Raw genomic sequence first — 13,648 nt, 5'->3', positions numbered from 1 at the left:
GAGCAGGACGCGTGGAACTCGTCAATGCCACCCGGATGGTCGCGGGCTACAACCTGGGCGTGGAGCCGAGCGGGCGGGAGCTTCTGGTGGTCGTCGTCAAGGGGACCTTCCGCATCCCGCCGCCGGATGCACCCGAGGGAAGCTTCGAGCTGCACGAGGCGCAATTGCCCCTGGTCATGGCCGACACCTTCACCGGCGAGCCCGGGCTGTCCGCACCGGTCAGCGAAGTGGACTTCGCGCCGCGCAAGCCGCGCTGCGACATCCTGCTGCTGGGAAGCGCCTATGCGCCCGAGGGGCGGCCCGCCACGCGGGTCGAGGTGGGAATGCGCGTCGGCAACTGGAGCAAGACGATGGCGGTCGTCGGGCCGCGCCATTGGGAGTGCGGCCTGTCCGGCGCCACGCCCACGCCGCCCGGCGTGTTCGTGCGGCAACCGATTTCCTACGACGTGGCGTTCGGCGGCACCGACCTGCTGCACGAAGACCCGGCCCAGCACGCCGCCTTCATGGCGAATCCGGCAGGCCGGGGCTTTCACCGGCACATCCGGATGGAATGGGTGGAAGGCAGGCCCCTGCCCGCCACGGAGGAGGTCGATCGCAGCGTGCGCGACCCGGGCGGCGACTATCGCCCGATGGCCTTCGGCCCCGTCGGGCGCGGATGGGAGCCCCGCTCCCGTTTCGCCGGAACGTACGACGAGGTGTGGCGGGACAAACACTTTCCGTTCCTGCCGCCGGATTTCGACGAGCAGTACTTCCAGTCTGCGCCCATGGACCAGCAGGTGCCGCTCGCGCATTTCCGCAATGGCCCGGTCGATGTGCTGCTCGCCAACCTGACGCCCGAAGGGCTCACCCGTTTCACCATTCCGCACCTGACGGCACCCGTGCATGTGTTCACGCGGGACGGCGAGCGAGAGGACCATGTGGCCACGCTGGACACGGTCGTCATCGAGCCGGACGAGGGACGCTTCAGCCTGACCTGGCGCGTCGCACGGCCGCTGAAGAAGGACATCTTCGAGATCGCGCAGGTCATGGTGGGCAGGAAGGGTCGCGAATGGTGGCAGCAGCGCGAAGCCGCGCCGTTCCCGATCCCGGTGATCATGGTGCCGATGGAGCGCGAGGACGCGGTCGAGGTCGAATGAGCCACATCCCCCCGATTCCCATCGCCATCCACCGCACGGGCCTCGTGACCAGCGTGGGCCTGTCGGCGCCCGCATCCTGCGCGGCGATCCGGGCCAAGCTCACCAACCCGGTGGAGACGCGTTTCATCGATGCCGAAGGCGAACGCATCATGGCGCACGAGGTGGCGCTGGAGAAGCCGTGGCGCGGACGGGCCAAGCTGGCCCGCATGGCTGCGCTGGCGGCGCAAGAGTGTCTGGCCGATGTCGCACCTCACCTGTGGGACGAGATTCCGCTGCTCCTGTGCGTGGCCGAGCATGAGCGGCCCGGGCGGCTTGAAGGGCTGGACGACTTGCTCTTCGCCGACCTGCAAGACCTGCTGGGCGCGCAATTTTCGGCCGGTTCGCTGGTAGTCGCCCATGGCCGGGTGGGCGCGCTGGTGGCGCTTTCGCAGGTGCAGCGGCTGATCGGCAGCGAAGGCGTGGCGAACGTGCTGGTCGTCGCGGCCGACAGCCTGCTGAGCTGGCCGACGCTGGGCGCCTACGAGCGCGGGCACCGGCTGCTGACCGCCGAGAACTCCAACGGATTCATCCCCGGCGAGGGCGCGGGCGCGTTGCTGCTCGGGCGTCCCGGCGGTGGCGACGGCCTCCTGTGCACGGGCATCGGATTCGGTGTGGAAAAGGCGCACATCGACTCGGACGAGCCGTTGCGGGCCGACGGCCTGAGCACGGCCATCGAGGCCGCTCTCGCGCAGGCGCAATGCGAGATGCACGACATCGACTGCCGCATCACCGACCTCTCGGGCGAGCAGTACTATTTCAAGGAGGCGACCTTGGCGCTCGCGCGCACGCTGCGCCAGCGCAAGGAAAGCTTCGACCTCTGGCATCCGGCGGAGTGCATCGGCGAGGCGGGTGCCGTTGCCGGCGTGGCGGCCCTTGCGGTCGCAGAGGCCGCGTGCCGCGGGGGTTATGCGCCGGGGCCGGACATCCTGGTGCATATGGCCAACGATGCGGGCCAGCGCGCATCGGCCGTCATGCGCTTCGAAGGGGCAGCGGCATGAGCGCCGCGCCGGGCCGCCCCAAGCAAGCTCGCTCCCGCTCGGCGGGAAGGCGCGCAGCGCCAAGGGTGCGCCAATGACCAACAAGGTCTTCGCCAACGCGCTGGAGATCTCGTGCAAGGCCGCGAGCGGCAAGACCATGTGCGCGTTTCCGGACGTCTGCTTCACGCCGCCGCAGACGCCCGCCACGCCACCGGGTGTTCCGCTTCCGTATCCCAACACCGGGTTCTCGTCCGACACCACCGACGGTTCCACGACCGTGAAGATCTCGGGCCAGCAGGTCATGCTCAAGAACAAGAGCTACTTCAAGACCAGCAGCGGCGACGAGGCCGGCTGTGCGCCGAAGAAGGGGCTCGTGACCAGCACCAACAAGGGCAAGATCTATTTCTCGCGATGGTCGATGGACGTGATGGTCGAAGGCGAGAACGTGGTGCGTCACCTGGACATCACCACGCACAACCACAGGTCGTATCCGGGCAACGAGTCGATCCCGTGGCCGCACCTGGAGTCGATGGCGCCGGGGGCTGCCAAGGCCGCCTGCGAGAAGGAAGTCAATCGCGAGAAGGCCGCGTGCAAGGACTTCAAGAAGCAGGGAACCAAGAACGTCTGCGCCTCGGCCGGCATGAACATCGGCATCAAGAAGCAGCGTGCGCGGGGGGTCAACTGGGACAAGATGTCGCTGGACGCCATCAAGGGCAAAGAGGCGGCCGACAAATGCCTGCGCGCGCGCAAGTGCCGTCTCGTTCCCTACAACGCGCAGAAGGACGGCGTGAAGGGCTGTTGCCCGAGCCAGACGCCGGACCACGTCATTCCCAAGAGTTCCTTCTACGAGGCCTCGGTTTCCAAGGGAAAGAAGCTGCCGGGCTGGAAGAAATACAAGATGAGCGCGGCGCCCTGCATGTGCGCCGAAGGACCGAGCAACACCGAAGGCAGCCATGGCCTGCGCCATGCGTCGCACAAGTTCATGGGCCGCAAGGTGGGCGCCGGCACGACGCAGTCGTTCGCCAAGGAACTCAACCTGTGCCTCAAGAGCGTGCAGAAGGTGTTCAAGTCGTCCAACTGCAGCAACAAGTGCCTGAAGGCGCAATTGAACGAGGGGCACAAGGACATGTGCTCCAAGGACCTGAAGGACGCCGAGGTGAAGCATTCGCCCTCGGGTTCGGACGCCGCCAGCGAGGCGGCGCTGAACCCGCTCAAAGCGCTCGGCACGAAGAGATCCCGCTGAAAGGAACACACGCCATGGCACGACTGGGCCTGTCCAAGGAAAACCTGATATCCCGCGGCGCGGCGCGCTTCAAGGATCTTGTCTATCTCGCGCTGCAGGACAAGAAGCTGCAGAAGAAGGCGGTTGCGCACACGCGGCTCGGCAGCGTGGACGAAGGCGAGGTCGCCAATGTGAAGGACCTGCCATGGCGCGCGGCGGGAATGTGCGTCGCGAAGCTGCCCAGCGAAAAGCTCGTCGTCGTCTCTGGCGAAGGCGCGGTCTTCACCTATGTGGGCGGGAACGAGGGAAGCGAGAGGATCCGCGACGCCTTCGACCTGCGCGCCTGCGCCTGCATCGAGGGTCATGCCTATGCCGCCGGCATGAACCGCGAAGTCTTCAGGCGCGCTCGCGAGGGACAGTGGAGCGCCATGCACGCACCGGGCGTCGAGGGGGACGACGACGTCGCGGGATTCGAGGCCATCGACGGGTTCGACGCGAACGACCTCTATGCCGCGGGGTGGGAGGGCGAGGTGTGGCATTGGCAAGGCAGCGCCTGGACGCGATGCGAGAGCCCCGTGAACGTCGTGCTCTCGGGCATCTGCTGCGCCGGCGACGGGCACGTCTATGCCTGCGGCCAATCCGGGACCCTGCTGCGCGGCCGGGGGCAGGACTGGGAGGTGCTTGAAACCGAGGGGCTGATCGACGACTTCTGGGACGTGCGCTGGTTCATGGACCGGCTCTATGTGGCGAGCATGAGCGCCCTGTACGTGCTGCAGGACGACGCACTGGTGGCGGTCGATTTCGGGCGCGATGCGCCCGACAGTTGCTACAAGCTCACCGATGCGGAAGGCGTGCTGTGGTCCATTGGCCAGCAGAACATCTTCTCTTTCGACGGTGCCGCGTGGCGCCGCTGGGAATGAACGGCCGGGTGCAGGTGCCATGACAGTCGATCTTGCATTGAACCGGCCCGTTGCAAAGGTCGTCGCGCAGCATGTGGAAGAGGGCGCGGTGCTCTGCAACGTTCGCATGCGGATGGTCGATGCGCCGCACGTGAGGCTGCATCACCTGCGCCGGCTCGACGACCGATTGGCCGCGCACCTGGACGGGCTGGCCGTGGCGGGTGAATACGGCGCGCACCTGTGCGCGACCGCTCTGGCGCGGCCCGGCGTCGGGGAAGTCTTCGTCGCCACGGCGCTGGCACTCGACAGCCGCGACGAGCCCTGTCTCGACAAGGTCCTCGCGCTGGCGCAGGCCTTGCCCGAATGCAGGCCGGGGGTGCTGTCGGCCTTCGGGTGGGTCGCCGCCGCATCGCTGCGGGATATCACCCGCGAGCTGCTGGACTCGAACAACGCATTCCGGCGGATGGTGGGCATCGCGGCCTGCGATGCCCACCGGGTCGACCCCGGCGCGGTATTGACGGACGCACTCGGCGACCCTGACCCGACACTGCGCGCGCAGGGCCTGCGCACCGCCGGCGAATGCGGGCGGCGCGATCTGCTGGACGCGTGCCTCCGCGCGCTGGGCGATGCGAATGCGGATTGCCGCTTCCAGGCCGTGCGCTCGGCTGTGCTGCTCGGCGACCGCCATGCGGCGGCCCATGCGCTTCATCGCATGGCGCACGAAGCGGGAACGCACCGCATGCCCGCGATCGACCTGTTCTTGAAGCTGACGACGCCGGAGCAAGCGGTACCCCTGCTGAAGGCGCTCTTCGAGGCACAGACGGACGCGCGCATGCTGATCCGCGGACTGGGCGCGAGCGGCGACCCCCGGTTCGTGCCGCTGCTGATCGACCGGATGGAAGACCCGGCGCTGTCGCGGCTGGCGGGAGAGTCCTTCAGCCTGATCACCGGCCTCGACCTGGAGATGCTCGACCTGTACCGCAAACCCGCCGAGGGCCTGGAGACGGGGCCGACGGACGACCCCGTGGACGCCGACGTCGCGATGGACGAGGACGACGGCCTGCCCTGGCCCGATGCGCAAAGGATCGGCGCGTGGTGGTCGGCCAATGCGCACAGCTTCGAGCCGGGCGCACGCTGCTTCATGGGCGCACCGCTGTCCTGGGCGCGTTGCCTGCAGGTGCGCAAGGACGGCTGCCAGCGCCAGCGCCGTGCGGCGTCGGAATATGTGTGCCTGCTGCAGCCCGGAACGCCGCTCTTCCCGATCGATGCGCCCGCGTGGCGCCAGCAACGCTGGCTCGAAGCGAGCGCCCCGGATGTCGCATGACGGCGAAATACATCCTGGCCGCATTCGCCGCCGTCTTCCTGGCGATGGCCGGGTGGCGTTGGGCAAAGGGGGCGCGCGGTATGCGCGATCCGGCCACCCGCACCTGGCTCCTCATCGCCCTCATCTTCACCGCTGCCTCCGCCTGGCTGCAATGGCATACCTCTTAAGGCGAGATTGCCAACGTGCCCCACGGAATGAATACTCCTTCTGAGTTTTTTCGCCCGTGCGCGCGTGGCCGTCTTGTTCGGGCGCGCAAGGACACAGATGGGCATAAAGGGCCTAGAGCCTCGGGGGCCGATTCATGATCCATATCGCTGTCATCACCCGGCAAGGTGCTCCGGCGGGGCAGCCCATCGCCGCCGACTTCGGGCCCAACGGGGGCACCATCGGCCGGGCCGACACCAACACGCTGGTGCTCGACGACCCCGACCGCACGGTCTCGCGCGTGCATGCCCAGGTGCTGTGCCGCGACGGCCAGTACTTCGTGATCGACCGCGGCAGCAACCCGATGCAGTGCAACGGCGTGTCGCTGGGCTCGGGCAAGGAGGCGCCGCTCGCCGACGGCACGCGGCTGGTCGTCGGCAGCTTCGAGCTCAGCGTGCGCGCGACGGCCGCTGCGGCAGCGCCCTCGCTGGCCATTCCCAACACCATCATGTCGGCGCCGGCCGCCGCGCCGGCGGGCGCCTCGGGCGACGATCCTTTCGCGGATCTGCTCGCCGGACTCGGCTCGCCGCCGGCACCTGCGCCTGCGTCGGCACCCGCCGCGTCCGGTGCGGCCAGGGCCGCCGCACCCGCCAGCGCCGATTCGCTGCTCTTTCCCGACCCGATGTCTACGGGCTCGCGCAATGCGCAGGCCGCCGAGGTCGATCCGTTCGCCAACCTGCTCGGACCCACGCCAAGCTCCGCACCCGCTGCAGGCATCGGCGCGCTCGACGATTTCTCGGACCTCGGCGCGCCGCCCGCGCACGGCAAGGCATCGGGCATCGACGAGCTGTTCGGCGGCATGAACAGCGGCGGCGGCATCGGCGGCGATCCGCTCGCGCTGTCGCCGCTGGCTGATCCGCTGCTGCAGCCGAACACGGCGTCGTCCGCCGACCCGCTCGCCGCATTGCAGAGCGCCGCACCGTCCACGCCGACGCCGCGCTCCGACCATTTGCCGATCGACCAGTTCGGCTTCACGCCGCCGAAGGCGGTGACGCCACCGCCACCACCACCTCCTCCTCCGCCACTGCCTCCACCACCGGCGCCTCCGCCGATGTCCGCCGCACCCGCAGCAGAGGTGCTGCCGCAGTTCGATGACATGACGGGCCAGCCGATCCGCATCAGCGGCCCCGAGCTGGGCAGCAGGCCGCTGGAGTCGCTGCCACCTCTGCCGGCGCCACCACCACCTCCGCCACCGGTCCGCGCACCGGCCGCGCCCCGCGCCGAACGCACGGCCTCCGACGACGAACTGCTCGCCGCGTTCCTCCGCGGCCTCGCCAGCACCCACCAGCCGCCCGAGATGCTCACGCCCGGCCTCATGGAGCGCATCGGCTCGATGCTGCGCAGCGCCACCGAGGGCACGCTGCAACTCTTGCTCACGCGCCAGGAGTTCAAGCGCGAGGTGCGCGCCGAGGTCACGATGATCGCGGCGCAGGCCAACAACCCCTTGAAGTTCTCTCCCACAGTGGAAGTGGCGCTCGCGCACCTGCTCGGCCCCGGCGTGCGCGGCTTCATGCCACCGGAGGCCGCGATGCGCGATGCCTTCAACGACCTGCGCGCCCACCAGTTCGGCGTGATGGTGGGCATGCGCGCGGCGCTCGCGCATGTCATCGCGCGCTTCGAGCCCGAGGAGCTCGAGAAGAAGATCAGCGCGAAGTCGGCGCTCGACGCCATCTTCGCGGCCAACCGCAAGGCCAAGCTCTGGGACCAGTTCGTGGCGCTCTACGGCGGCATCGCGAGCGAGGCGGAAGACGATTTCCACAACCTCTTCGGCAAGGCGTTCCTGGAAGCCTACGAAGAGCAGATGGCGCGCCTGAAGTCCGATGGACAGTGAAGAACAAAAGCACAAGAACAACGACGACCTCGGTCGAAGCCACCACAACAACACCAGCCATCGCGAGGCACCCCGCTTGGAAATCGAAATCGTCACGTTGTCCCGACAGGGCGGCCGCAACTACAACGAAGACGTCCATGGCCACTGGCATGACGAGCGCTACGTCGCCTGCCTGGTGGCGGACGGCGCGGGCGGTCATGGCGGCGGGGATGTGGCGGCGGCCACGGCGCGCAGCAGCGTGCTGGGCGGTTTCTCGGCGGCGCCGGGGCTGGACGAGATCACCCTGCGCACGCTGGTCGAGCAGGCCAACCGCGACGTGGTGGCGCGCCAGGCCGAAGGCGGCAAGCTCGCGGGCATGCGCTCCACCATCGTCTTCGCGGCGATCGATCTCGAGAACCAGGCGCTCGCCTGGGTGCACAGCGGCGACAGCCGCGCGTACCTCTTTCGCGGCGGCGCCATCGTGGCGCGCACCACCGACCACAGCCTGGTGCAGCAGATGGTGGCCGGCGGCATGCTCGACGAGGAGGGCGCGCGCCTGCATCCGCAGCGCAACATGCTGCTGTCGGCGCTGGGCTCGATCGAGGAGGCGCCCGACATCACGGTGTCCGACCGCATGCGCCTTGTGTCTGGCGACGTGCTGCTCCTGTGCAGCGACGGCGTGTGGGAGCCGCTGGGCGACGAGTGCCTGGTCGACACGCTGCATGCCTCGCGCACGCCCAGCCAATGGACCGAGCAGCTCGATGCGCAGATCAAGGCACGCGCCAAGCCGGGCCACGACAACTACACCGCGCTCACGCTGTGGGTGATTCCCGGGGAAGAGGACGACGCGACGCGCCTGCTGCCGGTCGAGGAGATCGCGCAGCCCGGCAGCGCCGGAGCGGGCAGGGAAGACGGAAACCAGGAATGAGGAGGGGCCGGCCAGCAGGGCCGGCCGGATGCCGCGATGGGCGTTGGCCTCAGAGGTCGACGTTGATGTGCAGTATCAGCTCTTCCCCGTCGGTCCTGTCGAAGGCCATGGTCACGAAATCCTCGATGGTCTGCGCCATGTAGATCACCACCTGGTCGCCGAGCTTGGCTGTCTGCCCACGCAGCGCATGGAGGAATTCGCTCTGGATCTGGCTCGAATCCTTGGTGGAGTCGAAGAAGTACTTGAGCTTGATGTCGCCCTCGAGGAAGAGGGTGAAATCCAGGCCGAAGGAGCAGATCGTGCCGAACCGCGCATCGGCGATTTTCTTGAACTGCTGCTCGATGTGGGTGAGTGTTCCGTTCCGGGCGGTCTGCTGGGTCTTGTTCGCGAAGTTGTCCGCGAGCGCCACGGCCTTCAGCGCGATCAGGCTGCCTTCCGTCCACGCCGATCGTGTCTGCTTGAAGGCGTAGGTGCCCCGGGCTTTGAGTTCGAATCCGATCATCTCGGTCTCCTGGTCTGACGGCAGAAGCCATCGCCGCTCCGGCAGGCGCACGGGCGCCGTGCCGAGCGCATGGGCTCGATGCCGTCGAGGGTTTGTTTGTTGGGTTTCGGGCGCCGTGGCGGTGTGCCATGGCCTTGCCCCGGTGGCCAGGCGTTGCCTGGAGGCGGGCTTCGCACCCGGCGGCGAAGGCCGGGGGAAGCTCGACGCCGCGGTCCGTGTCAGACCTTCTTGTTGGCTGCGATGTCCCAGCCCGTTTCCTTGGTGCCGTCGCCGGAACCGTCGGCCTTCTGGGGCGTGTACTCGTACTTGAACTTCGAGAAGTTCAGCGTCAGGGTCTCGGTCAGGCGGTCTTCGCCGCCGCTGCCGCCGGTGTGGATGCTGCTCACCAGGATGTCTTCCATCGTGAGCTTGATGTATTCGAGCGGCGTGGCGCCGGCCTTGCGCACCACCAGCGTGCCCTTCTTGATGTGCTGGCCATTGCAGCAATCCAGGAGCAGCAGGTGCGAGGCGGAGTCGACGTACTTGGTGATCGAGACGTCCTGCACGCTCACCTTGCCGGCGCCCGAACCGCCGCCCACGTGGCCGGTGCCGGACTGGCTGGCACCCCAGCTCCAGGCGAGAACGTCGATTTCCTTCTTGTGCGAATCGTCCTTGGATTCGCCATCGACGCCTTCGAGCTTCAAAAACATGTCTGCAGCCATGATGCTTACCTTTCAGTTGTGTGTGAGTCAGAGAAAAAGGGCTTCCGTGCGGTGCCTAAGCGTTGGTGCCCGGGAGCTATCAGGAGAACGAGTGGAGGGCCGTTTTTTCAAAGGCCCTCCGAAGGCATATGCCTTCGTTACTTGCCGCCCTTGGCCGAGGGCAGCTTGGACACCAGCCGCAGCGACACCGTGAGGCCTTCGAGCTGGTAGTGCGGGCGCAGGAAGAACTTGGAGGTGTAGTAGCCGGGGTTGCCCTCGACCTCTTCCACCACCACCTCGGCCGCGGCCAAGGGCTTGCGGGCCTTGGTTTCCTCGGACGAGTTGACGGGGTCGCCGTCCACGTAATTCATGATCCATTTGTTGAGCCAGCGCTGCATGTCGTCGCGCTCCTTGAAGCTGCCGACCTTGTCGCGCACGATGCACTTCAAATAGTGCGCAAAGCGGTTGCAGGCAAAGAGGTAGGGCAGGCGCGCCGCGAGGTTGGCGTTGGCCGTGGCGTCCGGATCGTCGTACTCGGCCGGCTTGTGCAGCGACTGGGCGCCGATGAAGGCCGCGAAGTCGGAGTTCTTGCGGTGGATGAGCGAGAGCAGGCCCGCCTTGGAGAGCTCGGCTTCGCGCCGGTCGCTGATGGCGATCTCGGTCGGGCACTTCTGGTCCACGCCGCCGTCGTCGCTCGGGAAGGTGTGCAGCGGCAGGTTCTCCACCGCGCCGCCCGACTCGATGCCGCGGATGCGCGAGCCCCAGCCGTAGAGCTTGTACGAGCGGTTGATGTTGGTCGCCATCGCATACGCGGCATTGGCCCAGGCGTACTTGCTGTGGTCGGCGCCGGCGGTGTCTTCCTCGAAGTCGAACTCCTCCACCGGGTTGGTGTTGGCGCCGTAGGGCGTGCGCGCGAGGAAACGCGGCATGCACAGGCCCAGGTACTTGGCGTCGTCGGAATCGCGCAGCGACCGCCAGCCGGCGTACTCGGGCGTGAGGAAGATCTTGGTCAGGTCGCGCGGGTTCGCGAGCTCCTGCCACGACTCCATCTGCATCAGGTTGGGGCTCGCGCCGGTGATGAAGGGCGCGTGCGCCGAGGCTGCGATCTTGGACATTTCGCCGAGCAGCTCGACGTCGGGCGGGCTCTGGTCGAAGTGATAGTCGCCCACCAGCGCGCCGAAGGGCTCGCCGCCGAACTGGCCGTATTCCTGTTCGTAGATCTTCTTGAACATCGGGCTCTGGTCCCAGGCCGCGCCCTTGAACTTCTTCAGGCTCTTGGCGAGGTCCGCCTTGGAGATGTCCATCACCCGGATCTTCAGGTGCTCGTCGGTCTCGGTGTTGTTCACCATGTAGTGCAGGCCGCGCCACGCACTCTCCAACTTCTGGTAGTCGGGGTGGTGAATGATCTTGTTGACCTGCTCGGTCAGCTTCGCGTCGATCGCGGCGATCATGGCCTGGATCGACTTGGTCACGTCCTTGCCGATGACGGTGCTGTTGCTCAGCGCCTGCTGCGCGAGCGTGAGCACCGCGGCTTCGACGGCGCTCTTGGCTTCGTCGCTGCGCGGCTTGAATTCCTTTTGAAGGAGCGACGAAAAGTCGCTGCCCGCATAGGCAACGTCCTTGAGTGCGCTCTGCTCGAGTGCTTCGGCCATGGTGGTTTCTCCTCGTGTACCGGTGTGTCGGGCGTGTGGGTGTTCAGGCGGCCGGCGCGGCTGCGTCGTCGGGCTTGGCGGTGGCCGCCAGCGACTGCAGGAGGGCCGGGTCTTCCAGCACCTTGGCCAGCAGTTCCTCGGCGCCGTTCTTGCCGTCCATGTAGGTCACCAGGTTGGACAGCTGCGTGCGTGCTTCGAGCAGCTTGTTGAGCGCGCCGACCTTCTTGGCGACGGCCGCGGGCGAAAAATCTTCCATGTTCTCGAAGGTGAGTTCCACCTTGAGCTCGCCCTCGCCGGTGAGCGAGTTCTCCACCGCGAACGCGGCGCGCGGCTTCATGGCCTTCATGCGCGAGTCGAAGTTGTCCACGTCGATCTCCAGGAACTTGCGGTCGGCCACCGGCGCGAGCGGATCGACCGGCTTGCCCGACAGATCGGCCAGCACGCCCATCACGAAGGGCAGCTGGATCTTCTTCTCGGCGCCGTAGAGTTCGACGTCGTATTCGATCTGCACGCGTGGCGCCCGGTTGCGGGCGATGAATTTCTGACTGCTCTTGGCCATGGCGATGCTCCTTGCGGGGGTAAATGGGGCGGTTCGATCAACAGGAAAAAAGAAAGGAAAGAGGGGGAAGGCGGTGGCCGCTACTCGGACGAACGCTTGCCGGTCACGGTCTCGATCGTGTCCAGCGCGCCGGGCGCGAGGTTGGCCATGATTTCGAGAAAGCTCACGCCGATGAGCTTCTTGGCGCGGTCGATCAGGAGCGGCGCGGGGTTGCCGGGCTCAGTCTGTTCGAGAAAGCGGATCACGCGGTCCAGCGTCTGCAGTGCGTCCTGGCGGCTCTGGATCTCGCCGCGCGCGGCGGCAGCGCGTGGCGCGCCGCCGGCTTCTGCGCCGTCGCCTTCCACGCCTTCGGCCTCGGCTTCATCGGGCGCGCCGATGGCGGCGCTGCAGGCCTTCTGCAGCATGCGGCCGATGGCGCGCAGCGGCGCCAGGTCGATCACGTCGGCGCGGCCGGTGCGTTCCACCAGCAGGGCCTGCAGCTTCTCGACCAGGCCGGGCACGCTGATGGCCGCCTGGATCAGTTCGGGCCGCTCGGCGTGCAGCGCTTCGAGACCGCCCTGGATCTGCGCCGGCGAATAGGTGGCGTCGCCACCCACCGCGTTCAATGCGTTGTTGGCCACCGCGATGTCGCGCACGCGGATCGCGCCCACGCCCGGCGCCACGCCCACCTGCGCGTCGTACAGGTCGCGCAGCACCATCGTCTCGTCGCCCAGCGGTGCCAGCGCGTTCAGGCGCATGGTCGGGTCGTTGTCGTCGTCGGCATCGAGCTTTGGATGTATGCCTTCCCAGAAACGGTCGAGCAGGCCGGTGAGCAGATCGAGCCCGGCGACGAAGCCGGTGATGCCCTGCAGGCGCGTCGATGCGCGCAGCAGCAGCACCGCGGGGCGCACGTCCTTGCTCCTGCGCAGGAGCGCATCGGACTGCTCGGCCACCTGGCGCCACTCCGGCTCCACCGCCGGGATGACGGTGTCGCCGAACTGTTGTTCGGGCTTGCCTTGCGCGGACGTGGTGAGCGCGGTGAAGTCCGCGTCGTACTCCAGGTCGTCCCCGCATGGCGATGCCTCGCCGATGGGCGTGAGCAGTGCTTCGACAAGTTCGTGAGTCAGCATGTTGCCTGTTCGAGTTCGCTGGTGATAATCAAAGATGCGTCAGGACCGGTCAATGCAACGAAGGGAATAGCATGCGCACGCTGGGTACACACCATTCGTCCTATGAAGGCTTCTTCGCTGCGGCATCGCGGCGCCGTGTGGCGGGTCTCGGGCTCGCAATTGCGGGACTCGTGGGCCTCGGTCTCGCGGGCTGCGCGAGCAAGCCGGTGGTCACGCCGGTGAGCCTCACGCTCGTGGCCGGCGCCGATGCCAACCCCGATGCGCGAGGCCGCGCATCGCCGCTCACGGTGCGCGTGTATGCGCTCAAGTCGCCCGGTCCCTTCGAGGGCGCCGACTTCTTCTCGCTGTTCGAGAAAGACCAGGCCACGCTCGGCGCCGAGCTCGTGCAGCGCGAAGAGATGCTGCTGCGCCCCGGCGAGAGCAAGAAGCTCGACCTCACGCTGCCGGCCGATGTGAAGGCGATTGCCGTGATGGCGGCGTTTCGCGATCTCGACCGCGCGCGCTGGCGCGAAGTGCGTCCGGTGACGCCGGGCCAGGCGCAAGTTCTGACCGTCAACTTCGGCGCACGCCAGATTCGCATCGACGGCAAGTAACGTCGGCGCGCCGT

14 protein-coding genes are annotated in these 13,648 nt (G+C 67.5%); 9 read left to right on the top strand and 5 right to left on the bottom strand.

What is annotated here, in order from left to right; genetic code table 11:
• The first annotated feature begins 11 nt into the window (after positions 1 to 11).
• The 8 genes from J2W23_RS14875 to J2W23_RS14840 all read left to right on the top strand — a co-directional run bounded on the left by J2W23_RS14875 (position 12) and on the right by J2W23_RS14840 (position 8,539).
• On the top strand, positions 12 to 1,136 hold the full coding sequence (locus J2W23_RS14875) for a DUF2169 family type VI secretion system accessory protein (protein ID WP_307649271.1): 1,125 nt from the start codon (positions 12 to 14) through the stop codon (positions 1,134 to 1,136).
• Entirely contained in the window at positions 1,133 to 2,173 is a 1,041-nt protein-coding gene (locus J2W23_RS14870) for a hypothetical protein (RefSeq protein ID WP_307649270.1), read from the top strand. Before J2W23_RS14875 ends, J2W23_RS14870 begins: the two co-directional genes overlap by 4 nt.
• A 73-nt stretch (positions 2,174 to 2,246) precedes the next feature.
• Positions 2,247 to 3,395 (top strand): PAAR-like domain-containing protein, encoded by a 1,149-nt coding sequence (locus tag J2W23_RS14865; RefSeq protein ID WP_307649269.1) that lies wholly within the window; start codon positions 2,247 to 2,249, stop codon positions 3,393 to 3,395.
• Between the two features lie 14 nt (positions 3,396 to 3,409).
• On the top strand, positions 3,410 to 4,294 hold the full coding sequence (locus tag J2W23_RS14860; protein ID WP_307649268.1) for a hypothetical protein: 885 nt from the start codon (positions 3,410 to 3,412) through the stop codon (positions 4,292 to 4,294).
• A 19-nt stretch (positions 4,295 to 4,313) separates the two neighbouring features.
• Positions 4,314 to 5,597, top strand: coding sequence for a TIGR02270 family protein (locus J2W23_RS14855; protein ID WP_307649267.1), 1,284 nt, complete (start codon positions 4,314 to 4,316; stop codon positions 5,595 to 5,597).
• Positions 5,594 to 5,764: a hypothetical protein gene (locus J2W23_RS14850; protein WP_176660902.1), complete on the top strand. Its 171-nt coding sequence runs from the start codon at positions 5,594 to 5,596 to the stop codon at positions 5,762 to 5,764. Before J2W23_RS14855 ends, J2W23_RS14850 begins: the two co-directional genes overlap by 4 nt.
• Before the next feature lie 134 nt (positions 5,765 to 5,898).
• Positions 5,899 to 7,632: a type VI secretion system-associated FHA domain protein TagH gene (gene tagH, locus J2W23_RS14845; RefSeq protein ID WP_307649266.1), complete on the top strand. Its 1,734-nt coding sequence runs from the start codon at positions 5,899 to 5,901 to the stop codon at positions 7,630 to 7,632.
• Complete coding sequence (locus J2W23_RS14840) at positions 7,622 to 8,539, top strand: PP2C family protein-serine/threonine phosphatase (protein WP_307649265.1); 918 nt, start codon at positions 7,622 to 7,624, stop codon at positions 8,537 to 8,539. The genes tagH and J2W23_RS14840 overlap by 11 nt, the downstream gene beginning before the upstream one ends.
• A gap of 49 nt (positions 8,540 to 8,588) precedes the next feature.
• On the opposite strand, the gene J2W23_RS14835 is transcribed toward J2W23_RS14840, so the two are convergent.
• The 5 genes from J2W23_RS14835 to tssA all read right to left on the bottom strand — a co-directional run bounded on the left by J2W23_RS14835 (position 8,589) and on the right by tssA (position 13,041).
• Positions 8,589 to 9,041, bottom strand: coding sequence for a hypothetical protein (locus J2W23_RS14835; protein ID WP_307649264.1), 453 nt, complete (start codon positions 9,039 to 9,041; stop codon positions 8,589 to 8,591).
• A gap of 218 nt (positions 9,042 to 9,259) precedes the next feature.
• On the bottom strand, positions 9,260 to 9,742 hold the full coding sequence (locus J2W23_RS14830; protein ID WP_176660905.1) for an Hcp family type VI secretion system effector: 483 nt from the start codon (positions 9,740 to 9,742) through the stop codon (positions 9,260 to 9,262).
• Positions 9,743 to 9,879: 137 nt separating this feature from the next.
• A complete protein-coding gene (gene tssC / locus J2W23_RS14825) occupies positions 9,880 to 11,373 on the bottom strand; it encodes a type VI secretion system contractile sheath large subunit (protein WP_176660906.1) in 1,494 nt (497 codons plus the stop codon).
• A 43-nt stretch (positions 11,374 to 11,416) separates the two neighbouring features.
• Complete coding sequence (gene tssB, locus J2W23_RS14820) at positions 11,417 to 11,932, bottom strand: type VI secretion system contractile sheath small subunit (protein WP_176660907.1); 516 nt, start codon at positions 11,930 to 11,932, stop codon at positions 11,417 to 11,419.
• Between the two features lie 80 nt (positions 11,933 to 12,012).
• On the bottom strand, positions 12,013 to 13,041 hold the full coding sequence (gene tssA / locus J2W23_RS14815) for a type VI secretion system protein TssA (RefSeq protein ID WP_176660908.1): 1,029 nt from the start codon (positions 13,039 to 13,041) through the stop codon (positions 12,013 to 12,015).
• 71 nt (positions 13,042 to 13,112) lie between these two features.
• Here tssA and tssJ point away from each other — a divergent pair, with 71 nt between their 5' ends.
• Positions 13,113 to 13,634, top strand: a complete 522-nt coding sequence (gene tssJ / locus J2W23_RS14810; protein ID WP_307649263.1) for a type VI secretion system lipoprotein TssJ — start codon at positions 13,113 to 13,115, stop codon at positions 13,632 to 13,634.
• Positions 13,635 to 13,648 lie beyond the last annotated feature (14 nt).

This window comes from Variovorax boronicumulans, from assembly GCF_030812215.1.
GTDB lineage: Bacteria > Pseudomonadota > Gammaproteobacteria > Burkholderiales > Burkholderiaceae_C > Variovorax > Variovorax boronicumulans_C.
This window is presented reverse-complemented; position numbering and strand designations above follow the sequence as displayed.

Excerpts from the sequence above, each read along its gene's own strand:
- J2W23_RS14870 (WP_307649270.1), top strand. The coding sequence starts at position 1,133 with ATGAGCCACATCCCCCCGATTCCCATCGCCATCCACCGCACGGGCCTC.
- J2W23_RS14865 (WP_307649269.1), top strand. The coding sequence starts at position 2,247 with ATGACCAACAAGGTCTTCGCCAACGCGCTGGAGATCTCGTGCAAGGCC.
- J2W23_RS14860 (WP_307649268.1), top strand. The coding sequence starts at position 3,410 with ATGGCACGACTGGGCCTGTCCAAGGAAAACCTGATATCCCGCGGCGCG.
- J2W23_RS14855 (WP_307649267.1), top strand. The coding sequence starts at position 4,314 with ATGACAGTCGATCTTGCATTGAACCGGCCCGTTGCAAAGGTCGTCGCG.
- J2W23_RS14850 (WP_176660902.1), top strand. The coding sequence starts at position 5,594 with ATGACGGCGAAATACATCCTGGCCGCATTCGCCGCCGTCTTCCTGGCG.
- tagH (WP_307649266.1), top strand. The coding sequence starts at position 5,899 with ATGATCCATATCGCTGTCATCACCCGGCAAGGTGCTCCGGCGGGGCAG.
- J2W23_RS14840 (WP_307649265.1), top strand. The coding sequence starts at position 7,622 with ATGGACAGTGAAGAACAAAAGCACAAGAACAACGACGACCTCGGTCGA.
- J2W23_RS14835 (WP_307649264.1), bottom strand. The coding sequence starts at position 9,041 with ATGATCGGATTCGAACTCAAAGCCCGGGGCACCTACGCCTTCAAGCAG.
- J2W23_RS14830 (WP_176660905.1), bottom strand. The coding sequence starts at position 9,742 with ATGGCTGCAGACATGTTTTTGAAGCTCGAAGGCGTCGATGGCGAATCC.
- tssC (WP_176660906.1), bottom strand. The coding sequence starts at position 11,373 with ATGGCCGAAGCACTCGAGCAGAGCGCACTCAAGGACGTTGCCTATGCG.
- tssB (WP_176660907.1), bottom strand. The coding sequence starts at position 11,932 with ATGGCCAAGAGCAGTCAGAAATTCATCGCCCGCAACCGGGCGCCACGC.
- tssA (WP_176660908.1), bottom strand. The coding sequence starts at position 13,041 with ATGCTGACTCACGAACTTGTCGAAGCACTGCTCACGCCCATCGGCGAG.
- tssJ (WP_307649263.1), top strand. The coding sequence starts at position 13,113 with ATGCGCACGCTGGGTACACACCATTCGTCCTATGAAGGCTTCTTCGCT.